Origin of the sequence: Nocardia sp. NPDC050793 (assembly GCF_040654065.1) — a bacterium.
Classification (GTDB): Bacteria; Actinomycetota; Actinomycetes; order Mycobacteriales; family Mycobacteriaceae; genus Nocardia.
In genome coordinates this window covers 29,103-46,526 of the sequence record NZ_JBFAHG010000004.1, presented here as the reverse complement: position 1 = coordinate 46,526, position 17,424 = coordinate 29,103, and the positions used below count along the sequence as shown (strand labels likewise).

At 69.1% G+C, this 17,424-nt stretch carries 15 protein-coding genes; 11 read left to right on the top strand and 4 right to left on the bottom strand.

Translation table 11 applies throughout. From position 1 onward, the window contains the following. The 7 genes from argC (at window position 1) to AB0H50_RS14700 (ending at window position 6,927) form a co-directional block, all read left to right on the top strand. A complete protein-coding gene (argC, locus tag AB0H50_RS14730; protein ID WP_357451708.1) occupies window positions 1-1,056 on the top strand; it encodes an N-acetyl-gamma-glutamyl-phosphate reductase in 1,056 nt (351 codons plus the stop codon). Window positions 1,057-1,073: 17 nt separating this feature from the next. After that, a complete protein-coding gene (gene argJ / locus AB0H50_RS14725) occupies window positions 1,074-2,273 on the top strand; it encodes a bifunctional glutamate N-acetyltransferase/amino-acid acetyltransferase ArgJ (RefSeq protein WP_357453368.1) in 1,200 nt (399 codons plus the stop codon). Then, the gene (argB, locus tag AB0H50_RS14720; RefSeq protein WP_357451705.1) at window positions 2,270-3,196 is read left to right on the top strand and encodes an acetylglutamate kinase; all 927 of its coding nucleotides are present in this window, start codon (window positions 2,270-2,272) and stop codon (window positions 3,194-3,196) included. The genes argJ and argB overlap by 4 nt, the downstream gene beginning before the upstream one ends. Further along, window positions 3,193-4,392: an acetylornithine transaminase gene (locus AB0H50_RS14715; RefSeq protein WP_357451702.1), complete on the top strand. Its 1,200-nt coding sequence runs from the start codon at window positions 3,193-3,195 to the stop codon at window positions 4,390-4,392. The genes argB and AB0H50_RS14715 overlap by 4 nt, the downstream gene beginning before the upstream one ends. Then, the gene (gene argF, locus AB0H50_RS14710) at window positions 4,392-5,336 is read left to right on the top strand and encodes an ornithine carbamoyltransferase (RefSeq protein WP_357451699.1); all 945 of its coding nucleotides are present in this window, start codon (window positions 4,392-4,394) and stop codon (window positions 5,334-5,336) included. Before AB0H50_RS14715 ends, argF begins: the two co-directional genes overlap by 1 nt. A gap of 191 nt (window positions 5,337-5,527) precedes the next feature. Then, window positions 5,528-6,040, top strand: coding sequence for an arginine repressor (locus tag AB0H50_RS14705; protein ID WP_357451696.1), 513 nt, complete (start codon window positions 5,528-5,530; stop codon window positions 6,038-6,040). Between the two features lie 320 nt (window positions 6,041-6,360). After that, window positions 6,361-6,927 (top strand): Uma2 family endonuclease, encoded by a 567-nt coding sequence (locus AB0H50_RS14700; protein WP_357451693.1) that lies wholly within the window; start codon window positions 6,361-6,363, stop codon window positions 6,925-6,927. 70 nt (window positions 6,928-6,997) lie between these two features. Here the strand turns inward: AB0H50_RS14700 and AB0H50_RS14695 are convergent, their stop codons facing one another. Further along, window positions 6,998-9,352 (bottom strand): arylsulfatase, encoded by a 2,355-nt coding sequence (locus tag AB0H50_RS14695; RefSeq protein WP_357451690.1) that lies wholly within the window; start codon window positions 9,350-9,352, stop codon window positions 6,998-7,000. Window positions 9,353-9,649: 297 nt separating this feature from the next. On the opposite strand from AB0H50_RS14695, the gene AB0H50_RS14690 reads away from it, so the two are divergent. The 3 genes from AB0H50_RS14690 to argH all read left to right on the top strand — a co-directional run bounded on the left by AB0H50_RS14690 (window position 9,650) and on the right by argH (window position 14,007). Further along, entirely contained in the window at window positions 9,650-10,924 is a 1,275-nt protein-coding gene (locus AB0H50_RS14690) for a cation:proton antiporter (RefSeq protein WP_357451687.1), read from the top strand. A gap of 204 nt (window positions 10,925-11,128) precedes the next feature. Beyond that, on the top strand, window positions 11,129-12,331 hold the full coding sequence (locus tag AB0H50_RS14685) for an argininosuccinate synthase (RefSeq protein ID WP_357451684.1): 1,203 nt from the start codon (window positions 11,129-11,131) through the stop codon (window positions 12,329-12,331). A gap of 254 nt (window positions 12,332-12,585) precedes the next feature. Then, on the top strand, window positions 12,586-14,007 hold the full coding sequence (gene argH / locus AB0H50_RS14680) for an argininosuccinate lyase (protein ID WP_357451681.1): 1,422 nt from the start codon (window positions 12,586-12,588) through the stop codon (window positions 14,005-14,007). Between the two features lie 230 nt (window positions 14,008-14,237). Here argH and AB0H50_RS14675 read toward each other — a convergent pair whose 3' ends face one another. Together AB0H50_RS14675 and AB0H50_RS14670 are read right to left on the bottom strand one after the other, a co-directional pair. Beyond that, entirely contained in the window at window positions 14,238-14,795 is a 558-nt protein-coding gene (locus AB0H50_RS14675) for a Uma2 family endonuclease (protein WP_357451678.1), read from the bottom strand. A 217-nt stretch (window positions 14,796-15,012) separates the two neighbouring features. Further along, entirely contained in the window at window positions 15,013-15,684 is a 672-nt protein-coding gene (locus AB0H50_RS14670; RefSeq protein ID WP_357451675.1) for a hypothetical protein, read from the bottom strand. 63 nt (window positions 15,685-15,747) lie between these two features. On the opposite strand from AB0H50_RS14670, the gene AB0H50_RS14665 reads away from it, so the two are divergent. After that, the gene (locus tag AB0H50_RS14665; RefSeq protein ID WP_357451672.1) at window positions 15,748-16,071 is read left to right on the top strand and encodes a multidrug efflux SMR transporter; all 324 of its coding nucleotides are present in this window, start codon (window positions 15,748-15,750) and stop codon (window positions 16,069-16,071) included. A 101-nt stretch (window positions 16,072-16,172) separates the two neighbouring features. On the opposite strand, the gene ilvA is transcribed toward AB0H50_RS14665, so the two are convergent. Further along, window positions 16,173-17,393 carry a threonine ammonia-lyase gene (gene ilvA / locus AB0H50_RS14660; protein WP_357451669.1) on the bottom strand — a complete coding sequence of 407 codons (1,221 nt, stop codon included), beginning with the start codon at window positions 17,391-17,393 and terminating at the stop codon, window positions 16,173-16,175. Window positions 17,394-17,424: the final 31 nt, after the last annotated feature.

Sequence of the window (17,424 nt, the reverse complement as noted above, 5' to 3'; positions counted from 1 at the left end):
ATGGCTGATTCGGATGCGCCCCTGTTGCGGGTTGCTGTTGCCGGTGCGAGCGGGTACGCGGGCGGCGAGGTGCTGCGCCTGCTGCTCGGGCATCCACGCTACCGAGCCGGGCGCCTCGAGATCGGGGCGCTGACCGCGGGTTCGAACGCCGGAACCACCCTCGGCGAGCACCAGCCGCATCTGCTGCCGCTGGCCGACCGGGTGCTCGCCCCGACCACCGCCGAGGAGCTGGCGGGCCACGACGTGGTCTTCCTCGGCCTGCCGCACGGTCAGTCCGCCGCCATCGCGCAGGCGTTGCCCGAATCCACCGTGATCATCGACTGCGGCGCGGACTACCGCCTGCGCGACGCCGCCGCCTGGGAGAAGTACTACCGCAGCGCGCACGCGGGCAGCTGGCCCTACGGCCTGCCGGAACTGCCCGGCGGGCGGGACGCGCTGCGCGGCGCGACCCGGATCGCGGTGCCCGGCTGCTACCCGACGGTCGCCAGCCTGGCCATGGCGCCTGCCGTGGCCGCCGGGATCATCGAGCCGCAGGTGACGGTGGTCGCGGTGAGCGGCACCTCCGGCGCGGGCCGCAAACTGGACGTCGGCCTGCTCGGCTCGGAGGTGATGGGTTCGGCCCGCGCCTACAACATCGCGGGCGCGCACCGGCACACCCCGGAGATCGCGCAGAACCTGAAGGCCGCGGGCGGCGTCGACGTCGCGGTGTCGTTCACCCCGGTTCTCGCCCCGATGCCGCGCGGCATCCTGGCCACCTGCACCGCGCCGACCGCGGTGGACGCCGCTCAGGCCCGCGCCGTCTACGAAAAGGCCTACGCCGACGAGCCTTTCGTGCATCTTCTGCCCGAAGGCGTGCTCCCGCAAACCGGTTCGGTGCTCGGCTCCAACGCCGTCACCCTGCAGGTCGCGGTGGACGCCGACGCGGGACAGCTCGTGGTGATCGGCGCGATCGACAACCTGACCAAGGGCACCGCGGGCGCCGCGGTCCAATCCATGAACCTGGCCGTCGGATTCGACGAGACCGAGGGCCTCACCACCGTAGGAGTGGCACCGTGACGACAACCGCTGAGAGCGTGAACGGCAAGCTGGTCCGCACCCAGGGCGTGACCGCGCCCCTCGGCTTCCGCGCCGCGGGCATCGCCGCGGGCATCAAGGCCAGCGGCAAACCCGATCTCGCGCTGGTCTTCAACGAAGGCCCGGAATACGCCGCGGCGGGTGTGTTCACCCGCAACCAGGTCAAGGCCGCGCCGGTGCTGTGGTCCCAGCAGGTGCTGAAGTCGGGCAGGCTGCGCGCCGTGATCCTGAATTCCGGCGGGGCCAACGCGTGCACCGGTCCCGGCGGCTTCCAGGACACCCACCAGACCGCCGAGAAGCTCGCCGAGGCGCTGAGCAACTGGGGCACCGAGACCGGCGCCGGCGAAATCGCCGTCTGCTCGACGGGTTTGATCGGCGACCGGCTGCCGATGGACAAGCTGCTGCCCGGCGTCACCGAGATCGTGCACGAGATGGGCGGCGGCATGTCCGGCGGCGCGGACGCGGCCCACGCCATCATGACCACCGACACCGTGCCCAAGGAGGCCGCCTTCCACCACCGCGACAAGTGGAACGTGGGCGGCATGGCCAAGGGTGCTGGCATGCTCGCCCCCTCGCTGGCCACCATGCTCGTCGTGCTGACCACCGACGCCGCGGTGAGCGCGGAACAGCTCGACAAGGCGCTGCGCAACGCCACCCGGCTCACCTTCGACCGGCTCGACGTGGACGGCTCCTGCTCCACCAACGACACCGTGCTGCTGCTGGCCAACGGCGCCAGCGAGGTCTCCCCGTCGCAGGAGGAGCTCGACGCCGCGGTGCTCGCGGTCTGCGACGACCTTGCCGCCCAGCTGATGGCCGACGCCGAGGGCGTCACCAAGCGGGTGACGATCACCGTCACCGGTGCGGTCGACGAGGAACAGGCGCTGATCGCCGCGCGCGCGGTGGCCCGCGACAGCCTGGTCAAGACGGCCCTTTTCGGCTCGGACCCGAACTGGGGCCGGGTGCTCGCCGCGGTCGGCATCGCGCCGATCACGTTGGACCCGAACCGGATCTCGGTGTCGTTCAACGGGAATCCGGTCTGCGTCGACAGCGTCGGCGCGCCGGGCGCCCGCCAGGTCGACCTGTCCGGCGCGGACATCGACGTGCTCGTCGAGCTGAACGTCGGCGACGGCACGGCCGTGGTCCGCACCACCGACCTGTCGCACGGGTACGTCGAAGAGAACTCGGCCTACAGCTCATGACGAGTCCGGCGATTCACGAGCTCTCGGCGCTGGACAAGGCGCACGTCCTGGCCGACGCACTGCCCTGGTTGCAGAAGTTCCGCGACAAGATCGTCGTGGTGAAGTACGGCGGCAACGCCATGATCGACGACGACCTCAAGCGCGCGTTCGCCGCGGACATGGCGTTCCTGCGCACCGTCGGCGTGCACCCCGTGGTGGTGCACGGCGGCGGCCCGCAGATCAGCGCGATGCTGAAAAGGCTCGGCCTGCAAGGGGAATTCCGCGGCGGCTTCCGCGTCACCACGCCCGAGGTGATGGACGTGGTGCGGATGGTGCTGTTCGGTCAGGTCGGTCGCGAGCTGGTCGGGCTGATCAACGCGCACGGGCCCTACGCGGTCGGCATCTCCGGCGAGGACGCCGGGCTGTTCACGGCGACGCGGCGCACCGTCGACGTGGACGGCGAGGCGACCGACATCGGCCTGGTCGGCGACGTCACCGAGGTCAACCCGGAGGCGGTGCTCGACCTGATCGGCGCCGGACGAATTCCAGTCGTCTCCACCATCGCCCCCGACGCCGACGGCGTGGTGCACAACATCAACGCCGACACCGCGGCCGCCGCGCTCGCCGAGGGCATCGGCGCGGAGAAACTCGTCGTGCTGACCGACGTGGAGGGCCTCTACACCAACTGGCCCGATCGCTCCTCGCTGACCAGCCGCATCGACGCCGACGAGCTGGCCGCCTTGCTGCCGAGCCTGGATGCGGGCATGGTGCCCAAGATGGAAGCCTGCTTGCGCGCCGTGCTCGGCGGCGTGCCGACCGCGCACGTGATCGACGGACGGGTCTCGCACTCGGTCCTGCTGGAGCTGTTCACCGGAGAAGGAATCGGAACGATGGTGACGCCCGTCCCGGCCGGGACCGGCGCACCGAACGGAACGAAATCATGAGTACTGTCGACGAATTGCAGCAGCGGTGGTCCGCCGCGATGATGAACAACTACGGCACGCCGAAGATCGCGCTGGTGCGCGGCGCGGGCGCCGTGGTCTACGACGCGGACGGCAAGCGCTACGTCGATTTCCTCGGCGGTATCGCGGTCAACAGCCTCGGCCACGCCCACCCGGCGATCCTCGCGGCGGTCACCCAGCAGCTGGGCACCCTCGGGCACGTCTCGAATCTGTATGTCAGCGAACCGGTCGTCGAACTGGCCGAGCGGCTGCTCGCGCACTTCGGCGACGGCGAGGGCAAGGCGTTCTTCTGCAACTCGGGCACCGAGGCCAACGAGGCGGCGTTCAAGATCGCGCGGCTGACCGGACGGACCAAGATCGTCGCCTGCGAGGAGGCGTTCCACGGTCGCACCATGGGCGCGCTCGCGCTCACCGGCCAGCCGTCCAAGCGGGCGCCGTTCGAGCCCATGCCGCCCGGCGTGGTGCACGTGCCCTACGGTGACGCGGCCGCGCTGGAGGCGGCGGTCGACGACGAGACCGCCGCGGTGTTCCTCGAACCCATGATGGGGGAGAGCGGCGTGGTGGTCCCGCCGATCGACTACCTGGTCAAGGCGCGCGAGATCACGGCGCGGCACGGCGCGCTGCTGGTGCTCGACGAGGTGCAGACCGGCATCGGCCGCACCGGGAAGTTCTACGCGCACCAGTCCGTCGGCATCGTGCCCGACGTGATCACCCTGGCCAAGGGCCTCGGCGGCGGTCTGCCGATCGGCGCGGTGCTGGCCAACGGCCGGGCGGCCGAGCTGCTCACCCCCGGCCTGCACGGCACCACCTTCGGCGGTAACCCGGTGTGCGCCGCGGCGGCGCTCGCGGTGTTGCGCACCATCGACGAGACCGATCTGCTCGCCCACGTCGAGTCGGTCGGCAAGCGGCTCAGCGACGGCATCGAACTGCTCGAGCACCCGCTGATCGATCATGTGCGCGGCGCCGGTCTGCTGCTGGGAGTCGTACTGACCCAAGACGTTTCGGCGCAGGTCGAAGCGCGGGCGCGGGAAGCGGGGTACCTCGTGAACGCACCCAAACCGAACATCATCCGGCTGGCGCCACCGCTGGTGCTCACCGAGACCCAGTCGGACAATTTCGTCGCCGACCTGCCGGGAATTCTGGACGGCGCGGCGGCGGACGCGAAGGAGACCCGGTAATGACCGAGCTGCGGCACTTCCTGCGCGACGACGACGTCTCGCCCGCCGAGCAGGCCGAAATCCTCACGCTGGCAGCGGAACTCAAGAAGAACCCGTTCGCGCACCGCCCGCTGGACGGCCCGCGCGGGGTCGGGGTGATCTTCGAGAAGAACTCCACCCGCACCCGATTCTCCTTCGAGATGGGCATCGCCCAGCTCGGCGGGCACGCCGTGGTGGTCGACGGCCGCGACACCCAGCTCGGGCGCGAGGAGACCCTCGCCGACACCGGGCGGGTGCTCTCCCGCTACGTCGACGCCATCGTCTGGCGCACCTTCGAGCAGGTCCGCTTGGACGAAATGGCTTCGGCGGCAACGGTTCCGGTCGTCAACGCGCTGTCCAACGAGTTCCACCCCTGCCAGGTGCTCGCCGACCTGCTCACCCTGCGGGAACGCAAGGGCGATCTGACCGGGCGCAACCTCACGTATTTCGGCGACGGCGCGAACAACATGGCGCACTCGCTGTTGCTCGGCGGCGTCACCGCCGGATTGAACGTGACCATCGCCGCGCCGATGGGTTTCGAGCCGCTGCCGTGGATCCTGGAAGACGCGCGCAAGCGGGCCGCCGAGACCGGTGCGACGATCACCGTCACCGGCGACCCGGTGGCCGCCGCGGCGGGCGCCGACGCGCTGGTCACCGACACCTGGACCTCCATGGGTCAGGAGCACGACGGCCTCGACCGGGTCGGCCCGTTCCGGCCGTTCCGGCTCGACGCCGCACTGCTGGCCAACGCGCAGCCGGACGCCGTTGTGCTGCACTGCCTTCCGGCGCATCGCGGCGAGGAGATCACCGACGAGGTGCTCGACGGACCACACAGCGTGGTCTGGGACGAGGCGGAGAACCGGCTGCACGCGCAGAAGGCGCTGCTGGTCTGGCTGCTGGCCAGACGAAACGGCGGTGCGGCGTGACCGGGCGAGGCACCGCGCCGGTCCGGGGGAGGCGACGATGAGCGAATGTAGTGAGCGAATCATGTGCCAGCGCGCTTTGCGCATGCCGGAGCCGAGCGTCAGCGAGGTGGAGGCATGAGCGAACGTAGTGAGCGAATCATGTGCCAGCGCGCCTTGCGCATGCCGGAGCCGAGCGCCAGCGAGGTGGAGGCATGAGCATCGATGCGACGGTGCCCGGCAAGGGCCCCGCGATCGCCCGCACCCGCGCAGGTCGGCAGTCGCGCATCATCGAGTTGCTCTCCGCGCATTCGGTGCGCAGCCAGACCGAACTGGCCGCGCTGCTGGCCGCGGAGGGCATCGACGCCACCCAGGCGACCCTTTCGCGTGATCTCGACGAGCTGGGCGCGGTGAAGCTGCGTGCGGCCGACGGCGGCGCGGGCGTCTACGTGGTGCCCGAGGACGGCAGCCCCGTTCGCGGCGTGACCGGCGGCACCGACCGCCTCTCCAAGCTGCTCGGCGACCTGCTCGTCTCCACCGACGCCAGCGGCAACATCGCCGTCCTGCGCACCCCGCCCGGCGCCGCGCACTACCTGGCCAGCGCCCTCGACCGCGCCGCCCTGCCCTACGTCGTCGGCACCATCGCGGGCGACGACACCATCGCCGTCATCGCCCGCGAGCCTCTCACCGGCGCCGAACTCGCCACCCGCATCGAACAACTCGCCTGAGCGCCGCTGCCCACGCCGTTGGCGCGGCGGATCGAACCGTCGCGAAGATCGTTGGGTGCCTTGCCCAGTGGCGTGACGCCCGCGACCGGCCGCGCTCGGTTGAGCTCGCGGCCGCGAGCCTGTCGGCCGAAGGGTGTCGACCGCCTGGCCCGATGCGGCGCGCTGCGAGGACGTTTCCGTGTGCGAGAGTCCGCTCGGCCAGATCGGGCAGGACCGTGGAACGGGCGGGGCCACCACGAAAGCCGGGTCCGTGGTCGAGTCCGGCTCGAGCTGCAATGATGTCCGGCATGAGCGCTCCCGACGAGCAACAGGTACTGCGTGTGACGGCCGAGGAGTTCGCCGAAGGGGCGACTGCCGAGCTCGGTGACATCGAGATCGTCGACGGGCGCGTGGTCCGGCTGATAGCTCAGAGCCCAGTGCACAGCCGCGTGGTCCGGCGGCTGGCAGGAATGCTGGAGGCAGCCCGGCGCGACGGCGGGCCGTGCATGGTGGTGGACTCCGACGTTGCCGCACGATTCGCCGACGCGGAATCCGCAACAGCGGATCGGCGGTTGAACATCCGCTACCCCGACATCTGGATCCGGGACTGCGAACCCTACGACATCAACACGGTGCGTGAGCACATCCTGTTGGTGGTCGAGGTCACCTCCGAATCGACCATTGATGCAGATATCAACGACAAGCGCATTCAATACGCGACCGCAGGCATTCCTCGGTACCTGATCGTCCGGCTGGACCAGAAGGAAGAACGCATCGAAGAGATCGAGGAATACCGTCTCGACTGGTCCGGTCGCCGCTACGCTGCCCACACGGTCCACCGACGTGTATTGCTCCTCGACGACCCGGTCGAGGCGACCATTCCATTCGACGTACTGGAACAACCGTAGCGACGAGGGCGGCCTCCGCGCCCGCCCTGCCCTGGGGAAAGATGGCCCGGGCAGGCGCGGTCTCCCGCCGTTATTCGCGGGACAGCATGGCGGCGGCTTCGCGTTCGAGGTCGACGTACGGTTCGCCGCTGACATCGACGGCCACCCGGTGCAGTGTGCCGGTGAACTCCCAGGGGAAGGTTCCGGGGTAGTCGTCGGTGACGGCTTCCGCGCTGTCACGGCCTGCGTTCAGGCCCTCACCCGCGATGCTGAACTTGCCGGGCTGGGTCCTGATCCGGCCCGCACCGACCTTGCGGTCGCCGTAGTAGAGGCTGAGGGTGCCCCGCGCGGTACCGGGTGGATCCTCGCTCTCCTTGTCGAAGGAAGCGGCGAGTACGAGGTTCTCACCGGTCGGCAGATCCTGGTCCGCGCTGATCCTCTGCTCTTCGCTGCCGAGGAAGTTGTAGACGTAGTGCAGTCGATTGTTCTTGACGTACAAGGCATGTCCGCCGAACCGGCCACCGTGGGAGAACAGCACACCCGCCGCATCCGGGCCGGGGAGGTCGACGAGGGCGCCGATCGAGTAGGAGCGGTTGCGGATGTTGACCGCGACCGCTTCGGGCACCTCGGCGCCGCCCGGACGGTAGACGTAGCGGTTGCGCGGCGGCGCGAGCTGGGGGCGCTGGGTGGTGAGAATCTCGACGCCGGAGCGGTCGTCGAGCGGGAACGCCTGGTTGGCGCCTGCCTCGTAGAACCACAGGCCGATGAGCTCGGCGAGCTTGCCGGGTTCCTCGGCGGCGAGGTCGTGCAGCTCGGCGCGGTCCCGGTCGGTGTGGTAGAGCTCCCAGGTGTCGTCGGGGAAGTGGCTCCACCCGCTGAGAGTCGGGTGGGTGGTGACCGCTTTCCAGCCGTCGTGCCAAATGCCTCGGCCGCCGAGCATCGAATAGAACTGGGTGTGTTTGGCGGTCGGGATGGTGGCAGCGTCGAAGCTGTACCGCATGCTCACACCCTGAATCGGCGTCTGGGCATGGCCTTTCACCGTGTCCGGGAGCTTCATGCCGAGGCAGTCCAGCAAGGTGGGTACCAGGTCGACGGCGTGGTGGTACTGGTCGCGGGTCTCGCCATGGGCCTCGATCCCGGCGGGCCAGGAGATCAGGCACGGGTCGCAGGTGCCGCCGTTGAACGAGTACCGCTTCCACATCTTGAACGGGGTGTTGAAGGCCATCGCCCACCCGTTCGGGTAGTGGTTGTAGGTCTTGGGGCTGCCGAGCTCGTCCAGTTTCGCCATGTTCTCGGCGAGGTCGTCCGGGACGCTGTTGGCGATCTTGTTCTCGTTCACCGAGCCGTCCGGGCCGCCCTCGCCGCTGGCTCCGTTGTCGGAGACCACGACGATGATGGTGTTGTCCAGCTGCTCGATCTTCTCCAGGTAGGCGAGCAGGCGGCCGATCTGGTCGTCGCAGTGGGAGAGGAAGCCCGCGTACACCTCGGCCATCCGGGCGAACAGGCGTTTCTCGTCGGCGGAGAGGCTGTCCCATGGGCGGGTGTAGTCCAGCGGCGGGAACGGCTGACCGTCGGGCCCGCTGCGGGTCTCGGGCGTGCCGATCGGGTTGAGCGGCGGCAGCTCGGTGTCCTGCGGGACGAGCCCCATCTCCTTCTGCCTGGCCAGGGTCTGTTCACGCATCACCTCGTACCCGGCGTCGAACCGGCCGCGGTAGCGCTCGATCCATTCGCGTGGCACGTGGTGCGGAGCGTGTGCGCAACCTGGCGCGTAGTACAGAAAGACCGGACGATCGGGCGAGATCGCCTTGACGTCATCGATGTACTGGATGGCCCGGTCGGTGATGTCGACGCTGAAGTGGTAGCCCTCCTCGGGCGTGGCAGGCTGCTCGACGGGATGATTGTCGTGCACCAGGTCCGGATACCACTGGTTGGTCTCCGCGCCGAGGAAGCCGTAGAAGCGCTCGAAACCGCGGCCAATCGGCCAGTTTCGCTTGGTGGACGCCAAGTTCATCTCGTCCTCGGCGCACAGATGCCACTTGCCGACCATCGCCGTGCTGAAGCCCCGCTCGACCAGGATCTCGGCGAGGGTGGCGCACTCCGGCGGGATGTGGCCGTTGGCGCCGGGGAAGCCGACCGCGCACTCGCTGATGCAGGCCATGCCGTTGGTGGTGTGGTTGCGACCGGTGAGCAGGCAGGAGCGGGTCGGTGAGCAGAGCGCGGTGGTGTGCCACTGGCTGTAGCGCAACCCGTTCGCGGCGATCCGGTCGATGTTCGGGGTTTCGATCGGGCCGCCGTAACAGCCCATCGCGCCGAAACCCACGTCGTCGAGCACTATGTACAGCACATTCGGTGAACCGGGCGGAGCTTTGGGCTGTTCGTAGGGGCCCCAGTCCGGGATCGAGTCGCGAATGTCGAGGTTGACCACACCGCGGAATGGGATTGCCATGGTGTTCTCCCTAGGTAGGCCCCCGGCCGCGAACCTAAACAGCAGTGAAGACGATCGCCTCACCCGCGACGGGTGATAAGTGGTGCGTCACCGAGAAGTCGCATCCTCATGTCCGGTCGACCGCTAGCGGGTGAGGCGCACGGCGAAAGCGCGAAGGATCGTGCGCTATCACCCTCGCCGGATGAGGAATTCCGCCGCCGCGGAGGTCAGACTCCGAGCAGAGAGTCGGAGAGCCTCGTCGAGCCGGACCGTGGCGACGAGCTCACGGACCAGCAACGCACGCACGAAGGAGGTCGCGTGGATTCCGTTGACCTCGCGACCATCGCGGTCTTGCTGCTCGCCTTCGCGACGGCTTCCCGCATACTCGCCGTCACCATCACTCCCGCGATCTTCTTCACCACGGCCGGATTGATCGCCGGACCCGTCTTCGGACTCGTCGACCTCGACCTCGGCTCCTCGACGCTGAAGCTGCTCGTCGAGGTCACCTTGACGCTGGTGTTGTTCTCCGACGCGTCCCGGATCTCGCTGCCCGGACTTCGCGGCGAGCACACCGTGCCGCTGCGATTGCTGGGGATCGGCCTGCCGCTGACCATCGCGGCGGGCACGCTCGCCGGATTCGTGGTGCTGCCGGGGGTCGGTGTTGTCGAAGCGCTGGTGCTCGCGGTGATGGTCGCGTGCACCGACGCGGCACTGGGTCAAGCCGTGGTGACCGACGAACGGATACCGTCCCGAATCCGGCAGGGACTCAATGTCGAAAGCGGGCTCAACGACGGGCTGTGCGTACCGCTGTTCTTCATCGCCCTTGGGGTGGCCCAAGCAGAAGAGGGCGCGCTCACCGAGCATGCCGCGGTCCAGATGATCCTCGAGGAAATCGGCTACGGAATCGTCGGCGGCGCCGTCGCGGGATCGCTCGGCGCGTTCGCGCTGCGGATCGGCGCGAGACGCGGCTGGATCGAGCCGTACTGGCTGCAAATCCTCACCGTCGCCACAGCACTGCTGAGCGCCGGAATCGCCGTCACACTGCACGGCAGCATGTTCATCGCCGCATTCGTCGGCGGCCTGCTCTTCGGCACGCTCCGGGGAAGCGTCGGCGGGCCGGTCACAGACCTCGTCGACCAAAGCGGCGAACTGCTCAACGCTGTCACCTTCCTCATCTTCGGCGCCGTGATCCTGGGCCCCGTCCTGAACGAGATGACTTGGCGGCTCGCGCTGTACGCGGTACTGAGCCTGACCGTCGTCCGTATGCTGCCGGTGGCGTTGTCCCTGCTCGGGACCGGAGCGCGGCGACAGACGACGGCATTCGTCGGTTGGTTCGGCCCGCGCGGCTTGGCCACCATCGTCTTCGGCGTGCTGCTGGTCCAAGAAGCCGACCTGCCGAACGAGCGGACGCTGCTGCTGGCCGCCGCCGCCACCATCGGCATGTCCGTCTACGCCCACGGCCTGACAGCCACCCCGCTGACCGGCCGCTACGTCCAGTGGTACCGGTCCCATCCCGACGAACGGCAACCACCAATGGAAAGCGTGCCGGCCGCGTCGCACCGCTGGCGCACACCCCGCCGGGGAGCGCGATAGGCACAGCCCCAGTCAACCGTCGGCCGTGGCCGCCGATGTTGGACCGGTGTGGCGTAGGCACCCCGGTTCTGAATGGGATTGCATCATCGTGCATAATCATTTGCAGACGGGCGCGGGTCGCCTGACCTGCGCGCCGGCGCGACCGGCCGGGGCCGCCGAACGCGGCCCCGAGACATATCCGCACGAACCGAGGAGCACACAGACATGTCCGAGCGCGTCGTACTCGCCTATTCCGGTGGGCTGGACACCTCCGTCGCGATCAGCTGGATCGGCAAGGAGACCGGCGCCGAGGTCGTGGCGGTCGCCATCGACCTCGGTCAGGGCGGCGAGGACATGAACGTGGTGCGTCAGCGCGCGCTGGACTGCGGCGCCGTCGAGGCGATCGTGGTCGACGCCCGCGACGAGTTCGCCGACGAGTACTGCCTGCCCACCATCCAGGCCAACGCCATGTACATGGGCCAGTACCCGCTGGTCTCCGCTATCAGCCGCCCGCTGATCGTCAAGCACCTGGTGGAGGCGGCCAAGTTCCACGGAGCCACCACCGTCGCGCACGGCTGCACCGGCAAGGGCAACGACCAGGTGCGCTTCGAGGTCGGTATCGGCGCGCTCGCTCCCGACCTGAACGTGATCGCCCCGGTTCGCGACTACGCGTGGACCCGCGAGAAGGCCATCGCGTTCGCCGAGGAGAACAGCCTTCCGATCAACGTCACCAAGAAGTCGCCGTTCTCCATCGACCAGAACGTGTGGGGCCGCGCCGTCGAGACCGGCTTCCTCGAGGACCTGTGGAACGCGCCGACGAAGGACGTCTACGACTACACCGCCGACCCGACCGTCAACTTCGAGGCGCCGGACGAACTGATCGTCACCTTCGACAAGGGCGTTCCGGTGGCCATCGACGGCCGCCCGGTGAGCGTGCTCGAGGCGATCATCGAGCTGAACCACCGCGCGGGCCGCCAGGGCGTCGGCCGCCTGGACATGGTCGAGGACCGTCTCGTCGGCATCAAGAGCCGCGAGATCTACGAGGCGCCCGGCGCCATCGCGCTGATCACCGCGCACCAGGCGCTGGAGAACGTCACCATCGAGCGAGAGCTGGGCCGCTACAAGCGCCAGGTCGAGCAGCGCTGGGGCGAGCTGGCCTACGACGGCCTGTGGTTCTCCCCGCTCAAGCGCGCGCTGGACGCGTTCGTGCAGGACACCCAGCAGCACGTGTCCGGCGAGATCCGGATGGTGCTGCACGGTGGCTCCGCCGTGGTCAACGGCCGCCGCTCCGAGCAGTCGCTCTACGACTTCAACCTGGCGACCTACGACGAGGGCGACACCTTCGACCAGTCGCTGGCCAAGGGCTTCGTGCAGATCCACGGTCTGTCCTCGAAGGTCGCCGCGCGGCGCGACCTGAACCAGAAGTAAGCGAGCATCCCGGCAACGAGGGTCGACGCCGACGCGTCGGCCCTCGTTCGTCGTGAGCCCAGGCGCCTGCTGCCGATGCCGCGTCTGATGGACGTTGCGCACACAGCACCGAACCCGTAGACGCGGGCGGCCCGGTGCCGCGCCCGGTCCGGCAACCCGCACCTACCGAGGCGGTGTGGGCCCCGGCTACCGTAGGGACCGACGTGTTCGAGATCCGCACCGCCCGACCGACCCCACCGAGGAGACAGCACACGATGACGCAGAGCGGCAGCACGAACAAGGGTGCCCTCTGGGGTGGACGTTTCGCGTCCGGACCCGCTGAGGCGATGGCGGCGCTGAGCAAGTCGACCCATTTCGACTGGGCGCTGGCTCCCTACGACATCCGCGCGTCCAAGGCGCACGCCCGGGTGCTGCACAAGGCCGGACTGCTGTCGGAGACCGATCTCGCCGGGATGCTGACCGGGCTCGACCGGCTGGCCGCCGACGTCGCGTCCGGCGCTTTCGGCCCGGCGGAATCCGACGAGGACGTGCACGGAGCGCTCGAGCGTGGGCTGATCGAGCGCGTCGGCACCGAGCTCGGCGGGCGGCTGCGCGCGGGCCGGTCGCGCAACGACCAAGTGGCGACGCTGTTCCGGATGTGGCTGCGCGACGGCGTGCGCCGGATCGCGGCGGGCGTGCTGGACGTGGTCGACGCGCTGGTCGCACAGGCCGCCGCCCATCCTGACGCGGTGATGCCCGGCAAGACCCATTTGCAGGCCGCGCAACCCGTGCTGCTCGCGCATCACCTGCTCGCGCACGCGCACCCGCTGCTGCGCGACATCGACCGGCTCCACGATTTCGATCGCCGGGCCGCGGTATCGCCGTACGGGTCCGGCGCGCTGGCCGGTTCCTCGCTCGGCCTCGACCCCGAGGCGATCGCCGCCGAACTGGATTTCACCGCGGCCGCGGCCAATTCGATCGACGCCACTTCCGCGCGCGATTTCGCCGCCGAGGCCGCCTTCGTGCTCGCCATGATCGGCGTCGACCTGAGCCGCATGGCCGAAGAGGTGATCATCTGGAGCACACCGGAATTCGGCTACATCACGCTCGCCGACGCGTGGTCAACCGGTTCGTCGATCATGCCGCAGAAGAAGAACCCGGACGTCTCCGAGCTCACCCGCGGTAAGGCGGGACGCCTGATCGGCAACCTCACCGGCCTGCTCGCCACCCTCAAGGCCCAGCCGCTGGCCTACAACCGCGACCTGCAAGAGGACAAGGAGCCGCTGTTCGATTCGGTGGCCCAGCTCGAGCTGCTGCTGCCCGCCATCGCGGGCCTGGTCTCCACCCTCACCTTCCACACCGACCGGATGGCCGAACTCGCCCCCGCCGGTTTCACCCTGGCCACCGACATCGCCGAATGGCTGGTGCGCCAAGGTGTTCCGTTCCGCGTCGCGCACGAGGCGGCGGGCGCCTGCGTCCGCGCCGCGGAAGTCCGCGGCGTCGGCCTCGACGAACTCACCGACGAGGAATTCGCCACCATCGACCCGGCCCTCACCCCCCAGGTCCGCGAGGTCCTCACGGTCCAGGGCTCCATCGCCTCCCGCAACGCCCGCGGCGGCACCGCGGGCACCCAGGTCGCCGTGCAGATCGACGAGGTTCGCGCTGCCGCGGCAGCGGCCCGCACCTGGCTGAACTGAACCGAAGCCCCGGCTGATCAGCGGCGGCGCACGAAGCACTGCTGCTCGAACCATTCCTCTCCCACCACCGCACGGTCCTATCAGAGGTACACCGTGCGGCCGCAGCTGCCCACTTCACCAAATCGCCGCTGTACTAGACGGACTGGTCGCGACCTCGACTGCCCCGGAACCCAGCGGCGCCTACCGACTCAGCGTCGGCTCTCAACCCCGGGGCCCGCCGCTGTTGCTGTTCAGAGGAATTCGGCGGTGTCGAGCTCGAAGCCGAACGGTGCTGGAAGGTGCAGTGGCGCACCGAATTTGGCGGTGGCTTGTTGGGTATATCGGCCTTCGCCCGGTGCCCAGAAGACGGTCACCTCGCCGTAATGGCGATCGACCAAGAGGTACGCCGGGATCATTGCCTGCGCGTAAGAGTCGCGCTTCTCGACGCGATCGATCTCCGCGTCGCGGTCGCGGCCGGAAGTGATCTCCAGGATCAACAGGACGCCGGAAGGGTCCGCCCAGGACGGCTCCGCCCGGAAATAGCCTCGTGGGGCCACCGCGCCGTCTGCTCGCGCCCGGCCCTCGCGATACGCGGGGACACGCAGGCCGCGCTCGTGAAAGAACTCGAGTCCGGTCGACCCGCGCAGTATCTGATTGCGGATCTCCGCGGCGAATTCGTCGTGCTCGCCGTCGGGAACAGGTACCACGTAGATCCTCCCGTTGATCAGTTCGATCGATACCTCCTCCGACGATGCGCGCTCCAGTACCTCGAACTCCGCGAGGCTCACGTCGGCGTCCTGGATACCCATGTGCCCAGGGTAACGGGGTGGTGGGCGATCGGAGCGCGACTCGTGTCCGACGAAGACCGCCATGGGGGAACTCCTTTCGATACGGATGTCTGCGTCGTATTGGACGAAGCTCGCGGGCTGCTGGTTCCCGAGACATGCCCGGTGCGCGGCGCGTCTTCCGGCACGCGGGTGCGCTGCGTGTCGTCGAGCCTGCGCAGCGTGCGCTCGTATCTCGAGCTCAGCGGGCCCGGCTCTCGATCAGCGACGCGACGTGCAGCAGGGGAGCGGCCAGGCCGGGGATCGCGTCGGGGTCGCCGAGGCGACCGGTCTGGTAGGTGAGCAGTTCGTGGCCCGCGAGGTTCCAACGGGGGATGACGCCCGCGAGGTGCGCGACGATCATTTGGGGGCCGACGAGCAGTCGTGCATAGTTCGCGTCGACGGCCATGACCCGGAAGCGGTAGTCGAACTCACGGTGGCCGGTGGTGATGGGTGCATCGCAGAACAAGGCGGTGCCCGGCTGCGACAGCGCCGCGACGTCGACGACGGCGACCGGCGGATACGGGCGTTCCAACAGCACCCCCACCACCACGTACCGGTGTGTGGTGGTGGCGACGATCTCGCCGGTCCAGGCGTTGGTCGTGAAGGAGTATTCGGCGACCGTGACCTGGCGCCCGCCGAGCTCACCGGTGAGCGTCACGCCGAGTCCCTCGGGATTGTGGCCGGGCAGCCGTGCCGTCCACGACTCGTGCGGTGCGCGCGCGAACCGCCAGCCGTGCCGCGCGGCCCACTGGCTGAACGTCTGACCAGTTTCCCGTCTGGTCCGCACGCGCAGCGGCAGCAACACCCCGAAACCCGCCGTCAGCAGCACGGCGACGAACACGATGAGACCGATCCGGAACGCTTCCACCACAGGTCATCACATCCCTCGGACGACGGATCTCCCCATTGTCCGCCGAATCACTAGGCTGCCGCCATGACCTTGCTGTTACTCGCCCTGGCGATCGCCTCCGAAGTGACCGCGACCGTCTCCCTGAAGCTCTCCGAGGGATTCACCAAGCTGGTCCCCTCCATCGTGGTTGTCATCGGGTACGGCGCGGCGTTCTTCTTCCTCTCCCAGGCGCTGAAGCGAGGCATGTCGATCGGCGTCGCCTACGGCATCTGGTCCGCGGTCGGCGTAGCCGCCATCGCCGTAATCGGCGTCCTCTTTCTCGACGAACGCCTGACCCTCACCCAAATCGGCGGCATAGCCCTGGTCATCCTCGGCGTCCTCGCCCTCGAACTCGGCGGCGCCCACTGAGCCCGGCCCCCACTGACCCGTGACGTCCTCGCAGACGTTCCGCACGCTTCGCAGCGCGTACAGCCCCTGCGAAGCGTGCGGAAGCTCTGCGAAGCAATGGGTCAATCCTGGACGCGCACTGTGTAGTTCGCGTCGGTGAGGGCGCCGAGGACGGCGTCACGGTGGTCCGGGCCTCGGGTCTCCAGTGTCAGCGCGACTTCGACTTCGTCGACGGCGAGCCAGGTACCGGTGCGGGAGTGCACGATGTCCACGACGCTCGCGCCTGTTTCGCCGACCACGGTGAGCAGCCGGGACAGCCCGCCGGGGCGATCCGAGATCGTCACGCGCAGTGCGAGATAGCGGCCCGCGGCGCTGAGACCGTGGTTGACGATCCGGGTCAGCAGCAGCGGATCGATGTTGCCGCCGGAGAGCACCGCGCAGACCGGGCCGCGTAGGTCGAGTTCGGTTGGGGCATAACTCATCAGCGCGGCGACGGCCGCCGCGCCCGCCGGTTCCACGATCAGCTTCGCGCGCTCCAGGCAGAGCAGCAGAGCCTCGGACAGCGCCTCCTCGTCGACCGTGACGATGCGCGGCGCGTGCGCGGCGACGTGCGCGAACGGCACCTCGCCGGGCAGACCCACCGCGATGCCGTCGGCCATGGTCGACATCCGTTCCGCCCGTATCGGTTTGCCCGCCGCCAGCGACTCCGGCCACGCCGCGGCCTCGGCCGCCTGCACGCCTATCACTCGGACCTGCGGTGCCAGCCGGTGCAGGGCGATCGTGATCCCGGCGAGCAATCCGCCGCCGCCGGTCGGCACGAGCACCGTGCCCACCCGCGGCAGTTGCTCCAGAATCTCCAGTCCCACCGTCGCCTGCCCGGCGACGATATCCGCGTGGTCGAAAGGATGGATCAGCGTCGACCCGGTGCGCGCGGCGAAATCCAGTGCGGCGTCGAGCGATTCGTCGATGGTGTCGCCGACCTGCCGCACCCGCGCGCCATAGGCCTTGGTGGCGGCCAGTTTCGGGAGCGAGGCGCCGATCGGCATGAACACCGTGGACTCGATGCCGAGCGTGGCGGCCGCCCAGGCGACGCCCTGCGCGTGATTGCCCGCACTGGCCGCGACCACGCCGCGGGCTCGATCCGCGGACGGCAGGTTCGCGATCCGGTTGTAGGCGCCGCGCGGCTTGAACGAGCCTGTCCGCTGCAGGTTCTCGCATTTCAGCCAGACATCCGCGCCCGCACGCTCGGACAGCACCCGCGAGGCCACCACCGGCGTGCGCCGGATCACCGGCGCCAGCAGCGCCGCGGCCGACTCGATCCGCTCCAGCCCGATCAGATCCATGGGCTCATGCTGCCATCACGGGCGGATACAT